A 20,523-nucleotide genomic window follows, 5' to 3' on the forward strand; every position below is an offset into this window, starting at 1 on the left:
CCCGGCCTAGGCACGCTCCACCAGCAGGCAGCCCTCATCGATCCGGGTCGGGGTGACCGTGACCATCTCTCCCACATCCGCCAGATCTGCCGGCAGATGCACAGGCAAATAGTTGGCACCCCGGCCCTGCACCCACCCGGGCCGGAGCCCCGGACCCTCTTCCACCAGGACTTGATGCCGGGTGGCCTTGGCGCGGCCCAACACCCGCTCCCGCAGGTCCGCCCCAAGGTCCCGCATGCGCGCGGCGCGCGCCTTGCGCTCCGCCGGGGCCACCTGCTTGGCCTCTGGGATGCGGCCGCCGGGGGTTCCGGGCCGGGGCGAGAAAGGGAATACGTGGGGATAGGCGATCTCCAGCTCGGCCACAAGATCCAGCGCCCGCTGAAAGGCGGCCTCGGTCTCGGTGGGGAAGCCCACCAGTACATCGGCGGAGAGCACCAGGCCCGGAGCGGCTTCCCGCAGCCGGGCAATGCGCTCCCGCACCAGATCGGGGCTGTAGCGGCGCTTCATCTGCTTGAGGACGCCGGCGTCGCCGTGCTGGAGGGACAGGTGGATATGCGGGCACAGGCGCGGCTCGTTTCGGAACAGCTCGATCAGCTCCTCGCTGATGTGGCTCGGATCCAGCGAGGACAACCGCAGACGGAAGTCGCCCTCGCGCTCACAAATGGCGCCGAGCAGGCCGGCCAAGTCGGGCCCGCCTTCCAGGTCGGCGCCGTAGGAGCCGACGTCGACACCAGTGATGACGAACTCCCGGGTCCCTGCAGCTGCCCACCGCTCCACCTGACGCACCACGTGGCGCACCGGCACCGACCGGTTGCCGCCCCGGACCGAGGCGATAACGCAGAAGGTGCAGTGCTGATCGCAGCCCTGTTGGACCTGGAGAAAGCCCCGTGTGCGGGACTCGGAAGGGGCCAGAAGCCCCTCCGGGACGGCACTGGCCGCACCGGGCTCGCCCACCATCATCTGGGGGAGCTCGCCCGCTTCCAGATCGGGGATGAGGCCGTGGACGTCAACCTTCTCACCGTTGCCCAGGACCAGATCCACCCCGGGGATTTCGGCGAGGGCCTGGGGGTCGCGCTGGGCGTAGCAGCCGGCCACCACCATGAAGGCGTCGGGGTTGCGGCGCAGCGCGCGGCGGATGAGCTGGCGGGCCTGGCGATCGGCCTCCTTGGTGACCGTGCAGGTGTTGACCAGGTACAGGTCGGCATCGGCTTCGAAGGGGACAAGCTCGAATTCGGCACCCTGCAGGGCCTGACGGATGGCCTCCGTCTCGAATTGATTAACCTTGCAGCCCATGGTGGTGGTCGCCACCCGCCGCACCCGGCCATTGGCGGCCTCGGATTCGGACCGCTGCCGGGGCGGCACGAAGGTCAGCGCCGCGGTAGCCGCTGACGCGACGCCGCCTTGCCTTCTTGATCGGCGAAACTGATCAGCGGCCTCGGTCACGCCACGGCCTCCTCGATCCAGCCGCCACCGAGCACCTCGTCCGCGGCGTAGAAGGCCGCCACCTGGCCGGGGGTCACCGCCCGCACCGGCTCGGCGAAGGAAACCCGGGCCCGGCCCTCATCCAGGGGCTCCACCCGGCCCTTAACGGGTTTGCCGGCGTAGCGCACCTTCACCGCCAACTCCCGGCCCTCCGGCGCCAGCGGCTCGGCAAACCAGTTCAGGTCCGCCACCTCCATGCGGGTATGGAAGACCTCTTCGGCCTCGCCGACCACCACGCGGTTGGCCGCCGTGTCCACTTCCACCACGTACATGGGCCGGCCGACCGCCAGGTGCAGACCGCGGCGCTGACCCACAGTGTAGTAGGCGGCGCCCCTGTGCTCGCCCATGACCCGACCGCTGCGGTCCACGATCTCGCCGGGCTCCAGCCCGGGGCCGGCGCCGTGGGCGCCAATGAATTCGGCGGGCGAGCCGCCCACGAAACAGATGTCCTGGCTCTCGGGCTTATTGGCAGTGATCAGACCGTAGCGTTCGGCCAGCCGGCGCACCTCGTCCTTGCCGTACCCGCCCACGGGGAAGCGTATGGCGTCCAGCTGGTCGGCCGGTGTAACCGCCAGGAAATAGGACTGGTCCTTGCCGGGATCCCGGCCGGCCCGCAACCGGGCCCGGAAGCCGTCGTGGTCGATGCGCGCGTAGTGGCCGGTGGCCAGACAATCTGCGCCCAGATCGCGGGCCTGCTCCAGCAACTGGTCGAATTTGATGAACTGGTTGCAACGGGCGCAGGGATTGGGCGTACGACCGGCCAGGTATTCATCGACGAAGTTGTCGACCACCTTCTCCCGGAAGGCCTCGGTGTAATTCAGGGCATAAAACGGAATACGCAGGCGATCCGCCACCCTCCGGGCGTCGCTGGCGTCGTCCACGCCGCAGCAGCCCTTGCCGGTGGCGGGTCCATCCCATAGCCGCAGGGTGACCCCGATAACGTCAAAGCCCTGCTCCTGGAGCAGGGCTGCCGTTACCGATGAGTCCACACCGCCGGACATGGCCACCACCACCCGAGACCGGGAGGTGCTCATGCTCACGCTGGTTACCTCATTCCTCGTTCTGGGCCGCCTCGTCGATCCAAGCCAGCTGGATGGCCTCCAGCTCCTTTTCATCCACCCGGGTGGGATCGTCGTCGAAACCGTCCAGCTGGATCACCCACTCCCGCAGATCGTCGTAATCTATGTACTGGGGATCCACATCCCGCTTGGTCTCCGCCAGCTCGACCGCGATGTCCTGTACGTCGGTCCACTTCATTTCCGGCCCCCGTTGGCTGTCCAGCACCGCCCCTTACGGACGGCCTCGCTCAGTCGACGTTGAAGCTCTCGCCGCACCCGCACTCTGCGGTTACATTGGGGTTGTTGAACTTGAACATGGACTGCAGCCCCTCGGAGACGTAGTCCATCTCGGTGCCGTCGACCAAGGCCATCACATCCGGGTCCACGTAGACCGGGGCGCCGTGGGCTTCAAAAAGCAGGTCGCCGGCGCTGGGCTCATCCACGTACTCAAGATTGTACATGTAGCCCGAGCAACCGCTTTTTTTGACGCCGACCCGTATACCTACGCCACCGCCGCGCTTTTCCAGGGAATGGCGGATCTGTTCGGCTGCGCGCTCGGTTATGGTCAAACCGGTGGTTGTGGCTTCCATGGCTGCCTCCATCCGGCGGATTGGTTATTTGGAATGGGAAAAGAGAGGGGGCGCCACCGTGGTCGCTTCAATTGCTTGATCCGGAAAAGCAGCCCCTCCCCCTCGTTGGTAGCTTTGTGCCGCCCAGGGTTCCCGGTCGGTGACCGGGAACCGACCAGGGGCTACGGACCCGCCTTTGCACCCCGCCGCATCAATCGCTCCACCGTATCGGTCAAGCACTGGACAAAACGGTCGACATCCTCGGCGGTGTTGTCCGGTCCCAGACTAACCCTGAGCTCACTGCGGGCCCGCTCGTCCGAATAGCCCATGGCCTGCAGGACCGCCGAGGGCCGTAGGCCCCCGCTGGCGCAGGCCGAGCCGCTGGAAACGGCGATCCCCTCGAGGTCCAGGTTCATCAGAAGGGTCTCGGCCTCTACTCCTGGTATCAGCAGGCAGCTCGTGTTGGGCAGACGCTCGGCGCCTGTGCTTACCACCTCAATCGCCAGGTTCCCCTGGGCAAGTCGGTCCTCCAGGCGGTCACGCAAGGCCCGGGTATGGTCGGTAAAGCTATGACGCTCACCGCGGGCCAGCTCGGCGGCCCGGCCAAAACCGGCGATCCCGGCGACGTTCTCGGTGCCGGCACGGCGGTCGCGCTCGTGGCCGCCCCCGTGCAGTAGCGGGTCCAGAGGTAGGGCTTCGGAGTCCCGAATCAGCGCCCCCACCCCCTGTGGACCACCGATCTTGTGGGCGGACAGGCTAATGGCGGAAACGCCGCTTTCGAGGAAATCCAGGGCCAGCTTGCCCGCCGCCTGCACCGCATCGCTGTGCAGGGGAACCCCGTGATCCGCACAAACCGCTGCCAGTTCGGCGACCGGTTGCACGGTCCCCGTCTCATTGTTGGCCCACATGATCGAAACCATGGCCACCGGGTCACTCGCCCGAAGGAACCGGCCCAGGGCCTGGGGGGTAATCCGACCCTCGCCATCGGCGGGGATCTCAATACCGGCAACCCCGTGCTGCCTCAGGTAACGGGCAGGCTGGCGCACCGAGGCGTGCTCGGTGGCCCCAACCACAACGGTCCCGGTGCCCCTAAAACGGGCTCGCCCCTTGATCACCGTGTTGTTGGCCTCGGTGGCGCCGCTGGTAAAGGTGACCTGCCGGGCCTCGCAGCCGACGAGGTCCGCCACCTGCTCGCGGGCATCCTCCACCACAGCCCGGGCACGACGGCCCCAGGCATGCACCGACTGCGGGTTACCCCAGCGGCTACGGCCCACTTCCGCCATGGCCTCCAGGACCTCGGGGCGGGGCGGAACGGTGGCGTTGTGGTCGAGATAAAGGCTCATGCCGGTACCTAGTCAGCGCTTGCCTGAACCTTGACCGGGCTGGCTTCCGTTTCCGCCTGAGAAGCCTGGCCCGAGTTCTCGGCCACCAGCTGATCCAGGGTAACGGCTGCCAGGAAATCATAGATGTGATCGCCCAGCCGCATCCACAGCCAGTGGGTCAGGCAGTGCTCAGTGCCCTTGCACATCTTGCCCTCATTGCCACCGCATTGGGTAGCGCTTATGGGCTCGTCTACGGCCAGGATGATGTCGGAGACGGTGGTCTCGCTGCTAGGTCGGGCCAGCAGATACCCCCCACCCGGACCGCGCACGCTCTCAACCAAACCCGCGCGCCGCAGACGACCGAAAAGCTGCTCAAGATAGGATAACGAGATCATCTGGCGTTCGGCGATGTCCGCCAGGGCTACCGGCCCGTCCTGCCCGTGCAGGGCCAAATCGACCATGGCGGTAACGGCGTAGCGTCCCTTGGTTGTCAGTCGCAACTTTCACTCCTCCAGGGTCCAGGCCCTGCCACTGGTTGCCGGGGCCTCAATCGCCCCGGGGTGACCGCATCTTGGGGTTGACGGTGGCCGTCTCAGCCCCCTCTCAGTCTTCCCCTTCCTGGCCAATGGGGCAGCTCCATTCGGTAGTCGGCCCTTCCGGAGCCGCCTCCCGGGAGGCCTCCTGGGTACCGGAGCCTTCCATCAGCTCCAGGCGCCGCTCCACGGAGTGGATGTGCTCCGACAGGCATTCCACAGCCTTGGCCACGGGATCCGGCATGCGCTCTTTCTGGCCGTAGGGATCGAACCCCTCGCCGGTGCCCTGGCCCTCCTTGGCCACCACCCGACCGGGGACGCCTACCACCACGGCATTTTGGGGCACGTCCCGAATGACCACGGCATTAGAGCCGATGCGGCTGCCACTGCCCACCTCGATGGGCCCCAAGATCTTGGCCCCGGCACCGACCACAACATCACTGCCAAGCTCGGGATGGCGTCGCCCGTGCTCCCAGGTGGTACCCCCTAGGGTCACGCCGTGGTAGACGGTGACGTCGTCCCCGACGCGGGCGGTTTCCCCGATAACCACGCCCATGCCATGGTCGATGAAGAAACGCCGCCCTATGTGGGCCGCGGGATGGATCTCCACCCCGGTCAGCCAGCGCCCAAGATGGGATAGCAACCGGCCGAGCCAGCACCACCCCCGCCGCCACAAACCGTGCGCCAGGCGGTAGACCAGCACCGCGTTGACGCCCGGATAGGTAGTCAGCACCTCCCATCGGGTCCGGGCCGCCGGATCCCGCTCGAAAACGATGTCGACATTGTCCCGGAAAAACCGGGTTATGACCTGGGTCATGCTCGAACCGCCATGGTCACGGAAATACCTGCTTCCTCATTGGGGTTTTTACTAAGACCGAGTGGGTCTGTCAAGATTCCCCGCCGCCTTCCTCGGGTTTCTGCTTGCCTGTGGCGGACCGGTGGCGGGGGCCATGGATGCGCTTGTCAATGGCGCTGAGAAAGCCGCGAAGGAACCGGACCTCGCCTTCGGTGGGCGCAGCCCGGAGGATCAAACGACGGAAACGACGAAAGGTTCGTTCCGGGTTTTGGGGGTCCATGAACGCCACATCTTGGACCACACGCTCCCAGTGGCGGAACAGGTCCTCTAGCACCCGGCCCCCGGCGGGAACCTCCCGGGGTCCTTGGGAAGGTGTTGCTGCGGCGCTGACGCGGTGGACCTCGTAGACCAGGATCTGGACCGCATGCGCCAGGTTAAGGCTGCTGTAATCGGGGGCGGTGGGGATGTGGACCAGACGATCGCAGCGGTCCAGCTCGTCATTGCGAAGTCCGTGGCTTTCGCGGCCGAATACCAGCGCTCCCAGACGCCCAGAACCCGCCTGGTCGGCCAGCTCACGGGCCGCCTGATCGGGGCTGCGCACGGGCAGACTGATCTCTCGGGAGCGGGCGGTGGTTCCCACCACCCAATCAATATCGGCCAGGGCGGCGCCCAGATCGGGAAACACCTCGGCCCCGGCGAGAATATCGCTGGCGCCGGAGGCACGTGCGCTGGCCTCGGCGTGCGGGAAATGCGCTGGGGTTACCAGCATCAGCCGGGTCAGGCCCATGGTCTTCATGGCCCGCGCCGTGGCCCCGATGTTCCCGGGATGGCGAGCGGCCACCAGTACGACGGCAGGATTCCCCGTGCCTTGGGCATCATCGGTCATGTCCGTCCCGTCCACAAGTTCGCCGGGCAGCGTTGCATTGCCTCCGGGCCGGGGGTAGGGTTAGCAGCCCGTCGCACCCCCCATTCTCCATTGATCAAATCGTTTTTCCCCCGCCTAGTCAGGGAACCGACCATGCATCCCATGCTGAACACCGCCATCCGCGCTGCCCGTACCTCCGGCGACATGATCGTACGATCCCTCGAGCGTCTCGACGAGTTCACCGTCAGCGATAAGGGCCGCCACGACTTCGTCACGGAGGTGGACCAGGCTGCCGAAGCCACCATCGTGGATGCCCTCCACAAGGCCTATCCCGATCACGCCATCGTCGGCGAGGAAGGCGGTACCCATCACGAGGGTGGCCGTTACCGCTGGATTGTCGATCCCCTGGATGGCACCACCAATTTTCTGCAGGGCCTGCCCCATTTCGCCGTTTCCATCGCCCTGGAAGTGGACGGCAAGCTGGACCAGGCGGTCATCTACGACCCCGTCAAGAACGATCTCTTCTCCGCCTCCCGGGGCTCTGGGGCTCAGCTGAACGAGCGCCGCATCCGGGTAAGCGAGCGCAAGGGCCTGGACGGGGCGGTTCTTGCCACTGGCTTCCCGTTCAAGCGCCCGGAGCTGATGGAGCCCCAGATCGACCTCATGCGTAGCTACCTCCAGCACACCAGCGGCCTTCGGCGCTGGGGCTCGGCTGCGCTGGATCTGGCCTACGTCGCCTGCGGGCGGTATGACGGCTATTGGGAGTTTTTTCTCAAGCCCTGGGACGTGGCCGCCGGGATGCTGCTGGTGCGTGAGGCGGGCGGCATCGTAACCGACTTCAACGGCGGCGACGATGTCTTCGGCACCGGCCATGTCCTCGCCGCGCCCCCGCGCGTCCAACGGCCCATGGGCGAGGAAATCCAAAACCGCGTTCCCGCCGACCTGCGTCGCTGACAGGGCCCTTGAAAAACCCGAGCGCAGGAGTCCAGATTTGGGGTGGGACCAAATCTACCGGTACTCGGCCGCGACCGCCCACTAAGGCCGGATCCGGAACCCACCAACCGACAAGGGAGACCCTCATGGAAGTCGAACGCTCCGAAGAAGCTCATGGCGATTACATACTGACCTTCACGAAGGACGAGATCGAGGATGTCGCCGATCCCATCATCGGCAAGGCAGCTAAGATGTCGCGAACCTTGCTGGACCTGGGCTACCTGTTGCGGGAAGCCCAATACAGCATGCGGGACAACTTCCGGCAGCCACCTAAAGCCTTCACGGCCGACGCGCCGAAACAGCCGAGTGTGGAGGACTGAGCATGCGGATCGAGTATAAGGACAAGCAGCAAGTCCAGATCGCCGTCCACCCGGAAGAGGCCGCCGTCCTGCTAAGCGAGCTAAACAGTCACACCTCGCTGCTTGAGGGCGAGACCGATGACCTCATCGAGGCCCTCGAGGAGGCCGGGGTCGAACCTTACCAGTTCCCCGAAAACTACCGCCTGGAATACACCCAGGGCCTGCAACGCATCCGTAGGGCAAAGCCCGAGGATGTAACCCTGGCCCGACAGGAGGTAGTGGGCATGTAGCCCATGCTAGGTGTTTTTGGAGCCCGGGGCCCCGTTCCGGGCTCTTTTTGTTCGGTCCCCACGCCCGGGATGCCCTCACCGACTCCCTAAGGTAGAGTATCCCCTGCCGCCGATACCTGTCGCAGCCAACGGTGCGCAAAGCCGCCAACACCGAGGAGAACGCCTATGGAACGACGCGACCGCTTGGTCCAGGAATACCGCCATGATCCCTATTTCGTCCGGGAGAAGTACCCCGAGCCCTCCGTCTGCCAGGAATGCGGGGTGGTTTTCCAGGACGGCATCTTCGAATGGGTGAAGCATCCCCCCAAAGACGCCGGCAACATTACCTGCCCGGCCTGCCTGCGCATCCAAGAGAACTACGAGGGGGGTATGGTCATCCTGGAGGGCGGCTTCCTCCGGACCCACTGGGAAGATATCCGCAACCTGCTGGAGAACACCGCCGATCGTGAAACCCGGGAGCGGCCCTTGGAGCGCATCCTGGAATGGCGCAACGAGGACGACGGAAGCGTGGTCATTCGCACCACCTACGAGCACATCGCCCGGCGCATGGGCGAGGCCGTGAACAAGGCCTACAAGGGGGAGCTCGACCTCCATTATCCCGGCGACGAAAAGTACGTCCGAGCCCACTGGTCTCGTGACCAATGAGACGAGCTGTTTCAATCGCCACAGGGCTAGTCGCCCTCTCCCTGACGGGATTGCCATCAATAGCGGTTGCTCAGCAAGCTCAGAACGATACCAGCGGCTCTGGACCGGGAAGCATTTTCCACACCGCTGTGGTGGGCAGCTACGGCTTCTGGGTGGGTCAGCCCAGCGAGCTGGACGACAACAAGTGGGGATATGGGGCAACCGTTCGCTACTTTAGTGGCGGCCTGCCCTTGGGGGTCGGTGTCAGCTGGATGCGCCACAAGCTCGACGTCTCGGGGACCTATCGGACCGAGTCGGAGGCCTTTCGCAACCAACTAACCTTGGACCGGCTCGGGGTAGACCTTTATTACCGCCTGCCACCCAATGCCCGCGGCAATGTCCCCTACCTACTCGCCGGCGGCGGCCAGGTAACTGCCAAAGGCGACCTGGCCGGTGGCGGCAATGGCGAAGCCACTGGGGGCTTTTGGGAGGCCGGCATGGGCATCATCAACGGCGGCTCGCGCTACACCGCTTTCTCCCTGGAGCTCAAATACATCGGCTCCTTGGACGACAAAGTCCGACAGGACGACGGCATAATCGAGCTGTCCCTGTCGATGGGCTACAACTGGTAGGCCGCGGGCTCAGCGGCGACGCCAGACGAGGAGACGGTTGTTGGCGGGGAGGTCGTGGTCGGCCTCCAGATCCAGGGCCACCTCCTCCCCCAGCCTTTCCAGGTCCTGACGGTCCCGGATGCCCATGCGCGTGTCCTGCTGGCAAAGACTGGCGTCGAAACGGGCATTGCTGGCGCTGGTGTGCTCCCCGACGTAGGCAAACGGCCCGTACAGGCAGAAGGCCCCGCCCGCTGGCAGCAAACCCGACACTCCACGGAACATCCGCTCCACCTGGGGCCAGCTCATGATGTGGGCGGTATTGGCGGAGAAGGTGCCGTCCCCGGACAGCTCCGGCCAGGCCGGCTGGTCCACGTCCAGGGCTTGGGGCTCGGCGACATTGGTCAAGCCGGCCTCGGCCAGCCAGGCCCGGATTCCCGGCAGGTTGTCGCCGACATCGGTGGGCTGCCAGATCAAATGGGGCAGGTGGGGGGCGAAGTGCACCGCGTGCTGGCCGGTGCCGCTGCCGATCTCCACCACCCGCCCCGCATCCGCGAACACGTCGCGGATCACCCCGAGTATGGGATCCTTGTTGTTCTCGCAAGCCTGCGAAAAAGGCTTGTCGCCAACCCTCATTGGCTCCGCTCCTCCTTCAAGGCTTCTAGGATGATTTCGGCACGGTTGATGGCCAGTGAGAAGTGCCCTTCGCCCGGTAAGAATGTGGCGTAACACCGGGGCAGCCGCGAGGCCAGGTACCGGCCCATGGTTGCCGGAACGATGGCATCCGCCTCACCGTGACACAAGCTGACCGAGGTAGCGATATCGGTAAGCCGGAGTCCCCAAGGCCGGGCCAGAAGGGCCAGGTCCTGTTGGTTTCCGGCAAAGCCCTGACGAAAGCTCTCCCCCAGGGAAGCCCGCAACAGACGGGAAAGCCATGCCCTGCGCAATACCGCCCGATCCGCCGGTGGCAGACCCGCGGCGAACCCCGGGGGCAGCTCTTGGGGATCCCGCATGGCCGCGGCTGCCGCACCGCGCAGGAGCAAGCGGCCCGCAAACGGCCAGTAACGGGCTAGGACCAAAAGCAACCGGCCAAGCATGCCCATGCCCCGGGTGCCGTTTGGATTGGCCAGCGGGGCCATGCCCGCAACAACAGCCACCCGGCTTATACGCTCCGGCAGGAAAGCGGCGCAGGCCAGGGCGTAGGGGGCTCCTCCGGAAAACCCGAGGACCCTGAACTGGTCCCAGCGCAGGGCGTCAGCTAGCTCCCGGACATCGCCCGGCCAGTCGCAGAGGGGTCTCCCGGCCTGCGGGGTGGAGAGGCCGATACCGGGCCGGTCCGGGGCTACCAGACATAGTCCCAGGCGGGCGGCTTCAGGCTGGCTCATACCCGCCTCCAGCCAAGAGCCCGGGAAGCCGTGGAAATAGATTACCGGCTCGCCCTCCGGGTCACCGTAGAAGTTGTAGGCCAATTCCCGGCCGTCGGCGAGCCGGAGCCGCTGGTCGGCTTCGACAGGGGCCACCTCGGAAGGCAGGGGGGCACACTCGCCAGGTGTAACCACCGAGCTCAACCCCCGGTTTCCAGAATGGCGCCCCACACCAGATAGGGCCACAGGACAAGCAGGCTTTCCGAACCCGTTCGGGCGGGTCCGAGACGCTGGCGGCGGAGCATGCCCAGATCCAGAACCGCCGCCATGAGAACGGTGAGGGCGACCCGACCTGCTTCCTGCGACCCCGCGGCGTGGTAGAGGGAGCCGGGACGATAAGCCGAACCCGCCGCGGCCGCGAACAGGGTGTCGAAGGCGTTGCCGCCCAGGACGCCACCCACCGCCAGGGTCAGGGCCCCTCGACGGACACCTGCCAGGGAGGTCACCAGCTCGGGCAGGCTGGTAGCCACCGCCACCAAAAGCCCCGCGACCGGGCTCGGTGGGAGTGGGGTTTGGGCCACCAGGCCTCACCCGAACGGGCGACGCCCCGACCGGCCAGCATCACCACCGCCCCGCCGGCGCCGAAACCCAGCCAGAGGCGGGCCAGCCCGGGCTCGCCGGGGCTCTCGGGCTCCGGTCGATCAAGGCGGGTGGCGCCGGTCAGCCGTGGCCGCCACATGGGCTCTTCCCGGGCCTCACCCACCAACCGGACCCCCATGGCGTAGGCGACGAACAAGATCGGGGTAACCGGGTGTACCCCAAGCCAGGCCACCTCGGGCGCCGCCATGGCCGCCAGCACGCCCGCCAGTAGGGCGATCAGCAGGGCGGCCAACATGAGGTTGCCCAGGGAGGCGGCAGCGTGCTCCAGGTTGGCCTTGCGGTAAGCGATGTCGGCCACCGCAAGGAGGGCGGTCTGGACCGCGATGCCACCCAGGGCATTGGACAGGGCCAGGGAGGCGTGCCCGTCCCATGCGGCAGTCACCGAAGCGGTAACACCCGGCAGGGAGGTGCTGGCCCCGAGGAAACCGCCCCGACGAAGGCCTCCCCAAGACCGGTGCGGTCCGCCAGCCGGTCGGCCAGCCCCGCCAGCCGAGTGCCGACCGCCAGGATGATCACGGCCCCGAAAACGAGGACGATCCCCGCCTGGGCGGCGGATCCGAAAACCGCGGTCAAGGTAACGGTACCGGCGATTGAGGCCCTGGCAGGCAGCCACCTTCCGGCGCTGACGTGAGGGCGCTACCATAGTCCCCGCGCGCCCGGGCTAACCCCTCCGGGCAACAGGAAAGAACCGTGACCCCGTGCCCCTCCCGGAAACCTGAGCCCATGCCCCTACCCGCTAGCCGATTGCTCGCATGATTACCGTAGCCTCCTTCGAAAACCAAGCCGACGCCCATATCGCCAAGGGCCGTCTGGAGGCGGAAGGGCTGTCGCCGGTCCTCGGCGACAGCCACCTGGTGCAAACGGATTGGCTCTACAGCGCCGCCCTAGGCGGCATTAAGCTCCAGGTTCCGGAAATGGAAGCGGAGCGCGCCCGTCAACTTATCGACCAGGACCATTCGGCCGAACTCGAGGGTCTGGACCAGGGGCACTGGGACGCCGAGGATGCGGACACCGATTTCCAAAGACCGGGTGCCGTTGACGCCCCCGACCGCTGGGCGGCCCTGATCCACATGGCCGCCCTCGGCGGGGCGGTGATCCCCTTCGGCCACTTGTTGGGACCCCTGGTGGCCTGGCTTTGGCGACGCGGCACCTCCCCCGAAGCGGACGCCGCGGGCCGGGAGGCGATCAACTTCCAGATCACCGTGACCCTGTACGCCGGGATCCTGGCCGTGATCCTGCCACAAGGAGCGGATGTACCGGTCCTGGTGACCCTGTTCAGCCTGGACCTGGCACTGGTCCTGGTAGCCGCTTCCCGCACCCGGCGCGGGCTGGCCTTTCGCTATCCCCTCACCCTGCGCGTTCTCTTCTAGCCCCAATACCGCAGTTTCCGGGTCAGTTGATCCAAATCATGGACCCCTTCCAAAGCTGCCCGCAGGATTCAACAAAATTCGTCCTGAAACGGGAGGGGCAACCTTGCCTGGCCAACGAACACCACGCGAACGCGGCCGCTGGCTTCCCGGCCGGCAATGGCCCACCACCGGCAGGAGGGGCCGATGAGCGAAGTCTTCACCAAATCCATGGCCCGGAACATCTTCTACGGGGGAAGCCTGTTTTTCATCCTCCTGTTCCTGGCCCTCACCTTCGACACCCACGGGACTCTTCCGGAGCGTACCAACACCGGCAACCTGACCGAGCAGGTAGCCCACGGCAAGGAGGTCTGGGAGGAGAACAACTGCACTGGCTGCCACACCCTCCACGGCGAGGGGTCCTTCTTCGCCCCGGAGCTGGGCAATGTCTATACCCGCTTCGGCTCCAAGAAGGCCATCAAGGCATGGATCCGGAGCCAGCCTACCGGGATTCCCGGTCGGCGGCAGATGCCCAACTTCGACCTCACCGAGGAGGAGCTGGATGCCATTGCAGCCTTCCTGAAATGGGCCGACGAGATGGATACCGCCGGCTGGCCCCCGAACGTGCAAGGGTAGGAGCGCCAATTATGCAATACGCCTCGCAATCCGTGGCCAAGCCCTATTTCGTAGGTGCACTCGGGCTGTTCGTGGTCCAGATCCTGTTTGGTCTGATCATGGGAACCCAGTACGTCGTCGGGGATTTCCTGTTCCCCGCCATTCCCTTCGACACCGCCAAGATGGTCCACACCAACGCCCTGATCGTGTGGCTGCTTCTTGGCTTCATGGGGGCCTCCTACTACCTCGTGCCCGAGGAGTCGGAGACCGAGCTTCACAGCCCCAGGCTGGCCATCGCCCTGTTCTGGATCTTCCTTATCGCGGTGCTGCTAACGGTGGTCGGCTATCTGACCATGACCTACAGCAACCTGGCCAAGATCACCGGCAACGAGTACTGGCCCACCATGGGCCGGCTCTATCTGGAGCAGCCGACCATCACCAAGATCGGCATCGTCATCGTGGCCCTGGGCTTTCTGTACAACCTCGGCATGACCATCCTCAAGGGCCGCAAGACGGTGGTGTCGTCGGTGCTTATGATCGGCCTGATCGGCCTCGCCGTGCTGTTCCTGTTCGCCTTCTACAACCCGGCCAACCTGGCCCTGGACAAGTACTACTGGTGGTGGGTGGTCCACCTCTGGGTGGAGGGCGTCTGGGAGCTGATCATGGCCTCCATCCTGGCCTTCGTCCTGATCAAGATCACCGGCGTCGACCGGGAGGTGATCGAGAAGTGGCTGTACGTGATCATCGCGGTGACCCTAATCACCGGCATCCTCGGCACCGGCCACCACTACTTCTGGATCGGCACCCCCGAGTACTGGCAGTGGTGGGGCTCCATTTTCTCCGCCATCGAGCCCATACCGTTCTTCATCATGGTGGTGTTCGCCTTCAACGTGATTAACCGCCGCCGCCGCGACCACCCCAACAAGGCGGCCACCCTGTGGGCCCTGGGCACGGCGGTGATGGCCTTCCTGGGTGCCGGCGTGTGGGGCTTCATGCACACGCTCGCCCCCATCAATTACTACACCCACGGCACCCAGATCACCGCGGCCCACGGCCACCTGGCCTTCTACGGCGCCTACGTGCTGGTGGTGCTGACCATGATCTCCTACGCCATGCCCCAGCTGCGCGGTCAGGGGGCGGCGGCCAGCAACCGCACCCAGGTGATGGAGATGTGGTCGTTCTGGCTGATGAGCGTGGCCATGGTGTTCATGGTGCTGTTCCTCACCGCCGCCGGCATCCTGCAGGTGTGGCTGCAGCGCTACGGCGCCGATCCGCAGCCGTTCATGGCCGTGCAGCAGGAGGTTGCCCTGTTCTACTGGGCCCGCTTGCTCGCCGGATTCGTCTTCCTGATCGGCCTGGTCGTCTACCTGGCCAGCTTCTTCGCCAAGGGCGAGCCGGTCCCGGAGAAACCGGCAGCACAGGCCGCAGGCTGACGTGATGGCGGCAACCCGACGCGGGGCTGAGGTCCCGCGCGGGTCCTTTCAAAGCGGCTTCACCGCGGAGACGCAGAAAATGGCCGGGTCCCCCGGCTGGCTTTGCGTTTCCGCGGTGAAGCCCCTCTAGCCAGGATAAGCGTGGAAACCGCCACCCGAACCGACAGCCTGACCCTGCGCCGGCATCCCCCGGGCGATCTGGCCATGTGGGTGTTCATCCTGGCCGAACTGCTGGTTTTCGGGATTTTCTTCGCCGCCTACGCCTTCGCCCGGTCCGCCCACCCGGAGCTGTTCGACCGCTACCAGGCCAATCTCGACCGTACCGGCGGCCTGGTGAACACCCTGCTGCTGATAACCGGCAGCTATTTCGCGGTGCGGGCGGTGGCGGCCATCCGCAAGGGGGCGACGGCGGCCTGCCAGCGCTGGATGGTGGCGGCGCTGACCGCCGGGGCTGCCTTCCTGGTGGTGAAGGGCGGTGAGCTGGTGGGCCACTACAGCGAGGGCGTTCGCCTATCCAGCAACACCTTCTACATGTTCTACCTTTCCCTCACCGTGTTCCATTACATGCATGTCATCATGGGCATGGTGATCTTGGCCGCGGTGGCGGCCAAGGCCCGGGCCGGCGCCTACTCGGTGGACGAGCACACGGGGGTGGAGACAGGGGCGGCCTACTGGCACATGGTGGATCTGGTGTGGCTGATCCTGTTCCCCCTGGTCTATGTGATGCGATAGCCCCCATGGAAGCGATTCGACATCTCTCTCGGCCCGGCCCCACGGCGATCTGGCTGCTACTGTTGGCCCTGACGGGCCTTACCTACGCCGCCGGCGAGCTCCACCTCACCGGACCGCCGTGGGTGTTCGGGGTGCTGGCCATCGTTCTGGTCAAGGGCCGCCTGATCGCCTGGCACTACATGGAGCTGGCGCGGGTGGCGCCGCTGTGGCGGGCCGTTCTGGGCGGATGGCTGGTTGCAGTGGGCGGCCTCATCGCCGCCGCCTTCCTGTTGAGTGAGGTGTGAGGAGGAACGGCCCAGGCGACGGCGTTATCTGCAGATGACGCAGATGCACACAGATAAAAGCTGAAAAATGCCTTGGCTTCGGTGTTATCTGCGTCCATCCGCGCCATCTGCGGATGAGCCTTTGGTTTCGTCCTTGGCCTAACGCCTCACACCTCACTCCTCACTGAACCGGGAGCGCACCGCCATGAAACCGCAAGCCGCCGAGGCATCCACAGCCGAGGCGCCCTACTACCTGCCCCAGGGTCGGGAGCGCGAGCTGTTCCGCCACGCCTACCAGAACTACCTCCCGGTTCTGATCAAGGGCCCCACCGGCTGCGGCAAGACCCGCTTCGTCGAGCACATGGCGGCGGAGCTGGACCGTCCCCTGTACACCGTCGCCTGTCACGACGACCTTTCCGCCGCCGACCTGGTTGGCCGCCACCTCATTGGCGACGGCGGCACCTACTGGTCCGACGGCCCCCTCACCCGGGCGGTCCGCGAGGGCGGTATCTGCTACCTGGACGAGGTGGTGGAGGCGCGCAAGGACACCACGGTGGTCCTTCATCCACTGGCCGACGACCGCCGCATCCTGCCCATCGACCGCACCGGCGAGACCCTGAGGGCGCCCCCCGGGTTCATGCTGGTGGTGTCCTACAACCCCGGCTACCAGAACCTGCTCAAGGGCATGAAGACGAGCACCCGGCAGCGCTTCGTAGGGCTGCGCTTCGGCTTCCCGGACCCGTCTGCCGAGCGCGACATCGTGGTCCGGGAATCGGGCCTGGCAGCGGAGCGCGCCGAGCTGCTTGTGGCCCTGGCCAACAAGCTGCGGCGGCTGGAGGACCACGACATCGAGGAGGCGGCCTCCACCCGCCTGGTGGTCCATGCGGCCATTCTCATCCGCAACGGCTTCGATCCCGTGGCCGCCTGCGAGAATGCCCTGGTGGAGCCGCTCACCGACGACGAGGAAGCCCTGCAGGGGCTCATGGAGGTGGTTCATGCCCTCCTCGGCGAGTAACCCGACCAGCCAGGCCGCCGACCGCCGCCTGGCGGTCTGGGCCGAAGCCCTGTACCTCATCAACCTGCTGCCGGCGCCGGTGATCGGCTTTCTGGCTTTGCTCTGGCTGTACACCACCCGCCGCCGGGACGCTTCTCCCCTAGCCGCCTGCCACCTCAAGCAGACGCTGTTCGTGAGCATCTGGGCCGGTGTCCTGATCGGGGCCGTGGCGGCTCTCATCGTCTGGATCGGCGGCTTCGCCGAGCCGGCTACCTGGGTGGTGCTGATCCTCTATGTTACCTGCATCCATTCGGCCTTCATCCTGTTCGGGGTCATCGGTCTGACCAAGGCCATGGCCGCCCAGCCCTACCGCTATCCCCTAATCGGTCCGCACTGCGAAGCGGCATAAGCAACCGAGTCTTGATCCCGGTCAATTCCTGATCCCCAAGGTCGGGCTTATACTTTCCTTCCAGATTTGGATTCGATCTCGGAGGATCTCGCGGTGGCCATGCGGCAAGACAAGCGCTTCCTGACCCGGCTGGGCTTTTTCGCCCTGTTCGTTCTGGCCCCGCCGCTGGACATCTTCCGGATCGACCTGACCCTGGGCCACGCCATCCTGTTCGGCCAGCCGTGGACCCTGGGCCTGGGCCCCTTCGTGGCGGGCGAGGCGTCGGCGCTGGAAGCCGCCTGGAACCTGGTGTGGCGCTTCTTCCTCCCGGTCTTCGGCGGCGCGGCGGTGTTCTTGCTGATCGCCTGGCGCTGGGGGCGGCTCTATTGCGGCTGGCTCTGCCCGCACTTCTCCGTGGTGGAGAGCATCAACCGCCTGATGGAGCGCACCATCGGCAAACCCAGCCTGTGGGAGCGCAAGCCCCTGCCGGCCCGTCATGCCGACGGCAACCCGCGCCGCACGAACCGCCGCCTGTGGCCGCTGACGGCCCTGGCCGTGGTCGGGTTTTCCCTGGTATGGGCGGTGGTGCTGCTCACCTACCTGCTGCCGCCGGCCACCGTCTACGGCAACCTGGCGGCCCTGGACCCGAGCCGCAACCAGGCCATATTCATTGGAGTGGCTACCACCCTGTTCACCATCGAGTTCGCCGCGGCCCGCCACCTGTTCTGCCGCTACGGCTGCGCCGTGGGCCTGTTCCAGAGCCTGGTTTGGATGGCCAACAAGCGGGCCATGGTGGTGGGCTTCGATCGCAGCCGGGCGGCCGAGTGCGCCTCGTGCAACGCCGCCTGCGACAACGCCTGCCCCATGCGCCTCAAGCCGCGTACCATCAAGCGCCACATGCTCGCCTGCACCCAGTGCGCCCAGTGCCTTACCGCCTGCGAGACGGTCCAGGCCAACAACCCGGCCGGCTCCCTGCTGCAATGGGTGGACGGTGACTGCGCCCTGGACGTCTCCGACCACGACTTCGGCCGCAAGCCCGAGGTGCCGGCGGACTGCTTCACCCGCATCGACAAGACCGCCGAGGGCCCGCGGATCGTCGTCCAGGAGTGAGCCCTTTCCGCAACGGCATGACCGCAGAGACGCGGAGGGCGCCGAGGAAGGCAGAAAGTGGTTCCCAAGGCGGTTTTGACTGCAAAGTCCACGGGGGACGCCCTAGGGCAACGGGAGAAATGCCGTCATTGCGAGCGCAGCGAAGCAATCTGCCCATTGTGCCCCGGTTTCGGAAGATTGCCGCGGGCCCTGGCGGGCCCTCGCAATGACCCCTCCCTTTTTCCGCTCCCTCCGTGATAAAGATAACCGGCGGACTCCGGTTTTCTCTGCGTTCTCTGCGTCCTCTGCGCCTCTGCGGTGATCCCCCTACTTGAGGAGCGCCGGTTGGATCCGGAAGAGAACATCGGAAAGCTCTGGGACCGCCTGATCACCCGCTCCGCCCGCAGCGGCTTCCCCCAGGCCGCGGTATCCCTGGATGCCGTGCGGCCCCGCCTCGGCCTGGTATTCCGCGCCTTGGGGGGCGATCCCGGCCTGGCCATCGAGGCGGCTGCGCCGGAGGCCCACGGCGCCCGGCGCACCCTGGTGCAGCACCTGGCGGCCAGCCACCGCCGGGTGGAGCACGCTTGGGCGGACAGCGAGGCCCTGCGCCTGCCAGCGCGCCTCGACCTGTTTCCGGAGCCCGGGCTCAACCGGGACCTCTACCTGTGGCTGGCGGCCCTGGCGGCCCTGGATGATCCGAAGGCCGCTCCGGCCGGGTGGGTCCGGGGCCCCTGGCTGGTTACCCGGGTCCTGGAGGACCTGCCGGGGATGCGAACCCGGTATGCCCGCTTGGTGGAAGCGTATCTGCCGCTTCGCCCCGATCCTCAGCGCCTGCCTAAGGCCGAGGCCGCCGCCGAGGTGGCCATTCGTCAGGCCCTGGTGGACCCCCGCGACCCGCCCGCTCTTCCTCGCAACAAGCGCCCGCCTTTCCCCGTGGCCCTGTGGCTCCATCCCGACCCTCCGGTCCCGGAGCCGGACCCGGCCGGGGCCGGCAGCGAGGGCGAGTCCAACGATCCCGAGGCGGAGGGGGAAACCCGCGCCCTGGAGGACCGCCGACGCCGCCGCGCCCAGCGGGTGGCCATGCCCGAGCGCGACACCGGCCTGCTGCTGTTTCCTTTCGAAAGCATCATGAGCTGGGCGGAATACCTCAACGTCGACCGGCCCACCGAGGACGACGAGGATCTGGACAACGCCGCCAACGCCGCCGACGACCTGGACATGCTGTCGCTGGCGCGGGACAACCGGCGCTCGGCCTCCCGGCTGCGCTTCGACCTGGACCTGCCCAGCGCCGCCAACGACGATACAACCCTGGGTTCGGGCATTCTGCTGCCCGAATGGGACTATCGCCGCGGGGTGCACAAGCCCGATTACTGCCGCCTGCAGCCCATGGTGGCCCTGGAGGCCGAGCCCGCGCCCCTGCCCGAGCATTTGCGTCGCACCGCGCGCCGGCTGCGGGCCCAGTTCCAGCAGCTGACCCCGGTGCGCATGTGGCACAAGGCCCAGCCCGACGGCACCGAGATCGATCTCGACGCCTACCAGCATTTCGCCGCCGAGCGCGCCGCCGGCCAGACCAACGGCGATCCGGCCCTGTACCAGGACCTGCGCACCGGCGACCGCCAGCTGGCCTGCCTGCTCCTGGCCGACCTCTCGCTGTCGACCGACACCTGGGTGAGCAACGAGGCCCGGGTCATCGACGTCATCCGCGACAGCCTGTACCTGTTCTCGGAGTCCCTGGCCGCCGCTGGCGACGCCTTCGCCCTGTACGGTTTCTCCTCGCGCAAGCGGGACCACGTGCGGTACCACGTGCTGAAGGAGTTCGGGGAGCGCTACGGGGAGGGGGTCCGCGGCCGGCTGGCCGCCATCAAGCCAGGGTTCTACACGCGCATGGGGGCGGCCCTGCGCCAATCCATCCACCTGCTGGAGAAACAACCGGCGGAACAGCGCCTTCTGCTGCTGTTGACCGACGGCAAGCCCAACGACATGGACCAGTACGAGGCCCGTTACGGCGTCGAGGACACCCGGGCGGCGGTCCGGGAAGCACGGGCGGCCGGCCTGCAGCCCTTCTGCGTCACCATCGACCGCGATGCCGAGGATTATCTGCCCCACCTGTTCGGCAGCCAGGGCTACGTGGTCATCCGCTCCCCCCGGGAGCTGCCGCGGCGGCTGCCGCAGCTCTACGCCCAACTCACGCGCTAGACGC

The 20,523-nt window shown here is 66.6% G+C and carries 27 protein-coding genes; 14 read left to right on the forward strand and 13 right to left on the reverse strand.

The annotated features are described in order from the left end of the window. Window positions 1–6: 6 nt before the first annotated feature. The 8 genes from mtaB to V5A19_RS04725 form a co-directional block, all read right to left on the reverse strand. Window positions 7–1,443 carry a tRNA (N(6)-L-threonylcarbamoyladenosine(37)-C(2))-methylthiotransferase MtaB gene (gene mtaB / locus V5A19_RS04690; RefSeq protein WP_332318088.1) on the reverse strand — a complete coding sequence of 479 codons (1,437 nt, stop codon included), beginning with the start codon at window positions 1,441–1,443 and terminating at the stop codon, window positions 7–9. Then, window positions 1,440–2,516 (reverse strand): tRNA 2-thiouridine(34) synthase MnmA, encoded by a 1,077-nt coding sequence (mnmA, locus tag V5A19_RS04695; protein ID WP_332318146.1) that lies wholly within the window; start codon window positions 2,514–2,516, stop codon window positions 1,440–1,442. Before mnmA ends, mtaB begins: the two co-directional genes overlap by 4 nt. A 16-nt stretch (window positions 2,517–2,532) precedes the next feature. After that, window positions 2,533–2,739, reverse strand: coding sequence for a Fe-S cluster assembly protein IscX (gene iscX / locus V5A19_RS04700; RefSeq protein ID WP_332318089.1), 207 nt, complete (start codon window positions 2,737–2,739; stop codon window positions 2,533–2,535). Window positions 2,740–2,788: 49 nt separating this feature from the next. Then, the gene (gene sufA / locus V5A19_RS04705) at window positions 2,789–3,130 is read right to left on the reverse strand and encodes a Fe-S cluster assembly scaffold SufA (RefSeq protein ID WP_332318090.1); all 342 of its coding nucleotides are present in this window, start codon (window positions 3,128–3,130) and stop codon (window positions 2,789–2,791) included. 161 nt (window positions 3,131–3,291) lie between these two features. After that, window positions 3,292–4,452 (reverse strand): cysteine desulfurase family protein, encoded by a 1,161-nt coding sequence (locus V5A19_RS04710; protein ID WP_332318091.1) that lies wholly within the window; start codon window positions 4,450–4,452, stop codon window positions 3,292–3,294. 8 nt (window positions 4,453–4,460) lie between these two features. Next, window positions 4,461–4,931: an Rrf2 family transcriptional regulator gene (locus V5A19_RS04715; protein WP_332318092.1), complete on the reverse strand. Its 471-nt coding sequence runs from the start codon at window positions 4,929–4,931 to the stop codon at window positions 4,461–4,463. Between the two features lie 103 nt (window positions 4,932–5,034). Next, complete coding sequence (gene cysE, locus V5A19_RS04720; protein ID WP_332318093.1) at window positions 5,035–5,781, reverse strand: serine O-acetyltransferase; 747 nt, start codon at window positions 5,779–5,781, stop codon at window positions 5,035–5,037. A gap of 70 nt (window positions 5,782–5,851) precedes the next feature. After that, on the reverse strand, window positions 5,852–6,646 hold the full coding sequence (locus tag V5A19_RS04725; protein WP_332318094.1) for an RNA methyltransferase: 795 nt from the start codon (window positions 6,644–6,646) through the stop codon (window positions 5,852–5,854). 132 nt (window positions 6,647–6,778) lie between these two features. On the opposite strand from V5A19_RS04725, the gene V5A19_RS04730 reads away from it, so the two are divergent. The 5 genes from V5A19_RS04730 to V5A19_RS04750 all read left to right on the forward strand — a co-directional run bounded on the left by V5A19_RS04730 (window position 6,779) and on the right by V5A19_RS04750 (window position 9,463). Then, window positions 6,779–7,579, forward strand: a complete 801-nt coding sequence (locus V5A19_RS04730) for an inositol monophosphatase family protein (RefSeq protein WP_332327721.1) — start codon at window positions 6,779–6,781, stop codon at window positions 7,577–7,579. Window positions 7,580–7,704: 125 nt separating this feature from the next. Continuing rightward, on the forward strand, window positions 7,705–7,938 hold the full coding sequence (locus V5A19_RS04735) for a hypothetical protein (RefSeq protein ID WP_332318096.1): 234 nt from the start codon (window positions 7,705–7,707) through the stop codon (window positions 7,936–7,938). Between the two features lie 2 nt (window positions 7,939–7,940). Then, on the forward strand, window positions 7,941–8,207 hold the full coding sequence (locus tag V5A19_RS04740; protein WP_332318097.1) for a hypothetical protein: 267 nt from the start codon (window positions 7,941–7,943) through the stop codon (window positions 8,205–8,207). A gap of 165 nt (window positions 8,208–8,372) precedes the next feature. Further along, window positions 8,373–8,852 (forward strand): BCAM0308 family protein, encoded by a 480-nt coding sequence (locus tag V5A19_RS04745; protein WP_332318098.1) that lies wholly within the window; start codon window positions 8,373–8,375, stop codon window positions 8,850–8,852. A 128-nt stretch (window positions 8,853–8,980) separates the two neighbouring features. Further along, on the forward strand, window positions 8,981–9,463 hold the full coding sequence (locus V5A19_RS04750; protein ID WP_332327722.1) for a hypothetical protein: 483 nt from the start codon (window positions 8,981–8,983) through the stop codon (window positions 9,461–9,463). A gap of 9 nt (window positions 9,464–9,472) precedes the next feature. Here the strand turns inward: V5A19_RS04750 and V5A19_RS04755 are convergent, their stop codons facing one another. The 5 genes from V5A19_RS04755 to V5A19_RS04775 are packed head-to-tail and all read right to left on the reverse strand — an operon-like array spanning window position 9,473 to window position 12,036. After that, a complete protein-coding gene (locus V5A19_RS04755; protein ID WP_332318100.1) occupies window positions 9,473–10,075 on the reverse strand; it encodes a DUF938 domain-containing protein in 603 nt (200 codons plus the stop codon). Beyond that, window positions 10,072–10,998, reverse strand: a complete 927-nt coding sequence (locus tag V5A19_RS04760) for an alpha/beta fold hydrolase (protein WP_332318147.1) — start codon at window positions 10,996–10,998, stop codon at window positions 10,072–10,074. Before V5A19_RS04760 ends, V5A19_RS04755 begins: the two co-directional genes overlap by 4 nt. Window positions 10,999–11,003: 5 nt before the next feature. After that, window positions 11,004–11,339: a hypothetical protein gene (locus tag V5A19_RS04765; RefSeq protein ID WP_332318101.1), complete on the reverse strand. Its 336-nt coding sequence runs from the start codon at window positions 11,337–11,339 to the stop codon at window positions 11,004–11,006. After that, on the reverse strand, window positions 11,306–11,845 hold the full coding sequence (locus tag V5A19_RS04770) for a hypothetical protein (protein ID WP_332318102.1): 540 nt from the start codon (window positions 11,843–11,845) through the stop codon (window positions 11,306–11,308). Before V5A19_RS04770 ends, V5A19_RS04765 begins: the two co-directional genes overlap by 34 nt. Continuing rightward, window positions 11,842–12,036: a hypothetical protein gene (locus V5A19_RS04775; protein ID WP_332318103.1), complete on the reverse strand. Its 195-nt coding sequence runs from the start codon at window positions 12,034–12,036 to the stop codon at window positions 11,842–11,844. Before V5A19_RS04775 ends, V5A19_RS04770 begins: the two co-directional genes overlap by 4 nt. A 179-nt stretch (window positions 12,037–12,215) precedes the next feature. On the opposite strand from V5A19_RS04775, the gene V5A19_RS04780 reads away from it, so the two are divergent. The 9 genes from V5A19_RS04780 (at window position 12,216) to V5A19_RS04820 (ending at window position 20,519) form a co-directional block, all read left to right on the forward strand. Beyond that, a complete protein-coding gene (locus V5A19_RS04780) occupies window positions 12,216–12,833 on the forward strand; it encodes a DUF4870 domain-containing protein (protein ID WP_332318104.1) in 618 nt (205 codons plus the stop codon). A gap of 183 nt (window positions 12,834–13,016) precedes the next feature. Then, a complete protein-coding gene (locus tag V5A19_RS04785) occupies window positions 13,017–13,445 on the forward strand; it encodes a c-type cytochrome (protein ID WP_332318105.1) in 429 nt (142 codons plus the stop codon). Between the two features lie 11 nt (window positions 13,446–13,456). Continuing rightward, on the forward strand, window positions 13,457–14,857 hold the full coding sequence (locus V5A19_RS04790; RefSeq protein ID WP_332318106.1) for a cbb3-type cytochrome c oxidase subunit I: 1,401 nt from the start codon (window positions 13,457–13,459) through the stop codon (window positions 14,855–14,857). Between the two features lie 204 nt (window positions 14,858–15,061). Then, window positions 15,062–15,589 carry a cytochrome c oxidase subunit 3 gene (locus tag V5A19_RS04795; protein ID WP_443081415.1) on the forward strand — a complete coding sequence of 176 codons (528 nt, stop codon included), beginning with the start codon at window positions 15,062–15,064 and terminating at the stop codon, window positions 15,587–15,589. A 5-nt stretch (window positions 15,590–15,594) separates the two neighbouring features. Next, window positions 15,595–15,873, forward strand: a complete 279-nt coding sequence (locus V5A19_RS04800; RefSeq protein ID WP_332318108.1) for a cytochrome C oxidase subunit IV family protein — start codon at window positions 15,595–15,597, stop codon at window positions 15,871–15,873. A 184-nt stretch (window positions 15,874–16,057) separates the two neighbouring features. Further along, entirely contained in the window at window positions 16,058–16,867 is an 810-nt protein-coding gene (locus V5A19_RS04805; protein ID WP_332318109.1) for a CbbQ/NirQ/NorQ/GpvN family protein, read from the forward strand. Further along, window positions 16,848–17,255 carry a hypothetical protein gene (locus tag V5A19_RS04810; RefSeq protein ID WP_332318110.1) on the forward strand — a complete coding sequence of 136 codons (408 nt, stop codon included), beginning with the start codon at window positions 16,848–16,850 and terminating at the stop codon, window positions 17,253–17,255. The genes V5A19_RS04805 and V5A19_RS04810 overlap by 20 nt, the downstream gene beginning before the upstream one ends. Window positions 17,256–17,354: 99 nt before the next feature. After that, window positions 17,355–18,344, forward strand: coding sequence for a 4Fe-4S binding protein (locus tag V5A19_RS04815; RefSeq protein WP_332318148.1), 990 nt, complete (start codon window positions 17,355–17,357; stop codon window positions 18,342–18,344). A gap of 324 nt (window positions 18,345–18,668) precedes the next feature. Then, the gene (locus V5A19_RS04820) at window positions 18,669–20,519 is read left to right on the forward strand and encodes a nitric oxide reductase activation protein NorD (protein WP_332318111.1); all 1,851 of its coding nucleotides are present in this window, start codon (window positions 18,669–18,671) and stop codon (window positions 20,517–20,519) included. Window positions 20,520–20,523 lie beyond the last annotated feature (4 nt).

It is taken from the genome of Thiohalorhabdus sp. (assembly GCF_036628635.1).
Taxonomy (GTDB): domain Bacteria; phylum Pseudomonadota; class Gammaproteobacteria; order Thiohalorhabdales; family Thiohalorhabdaceae; genus Thiohalorhabdus.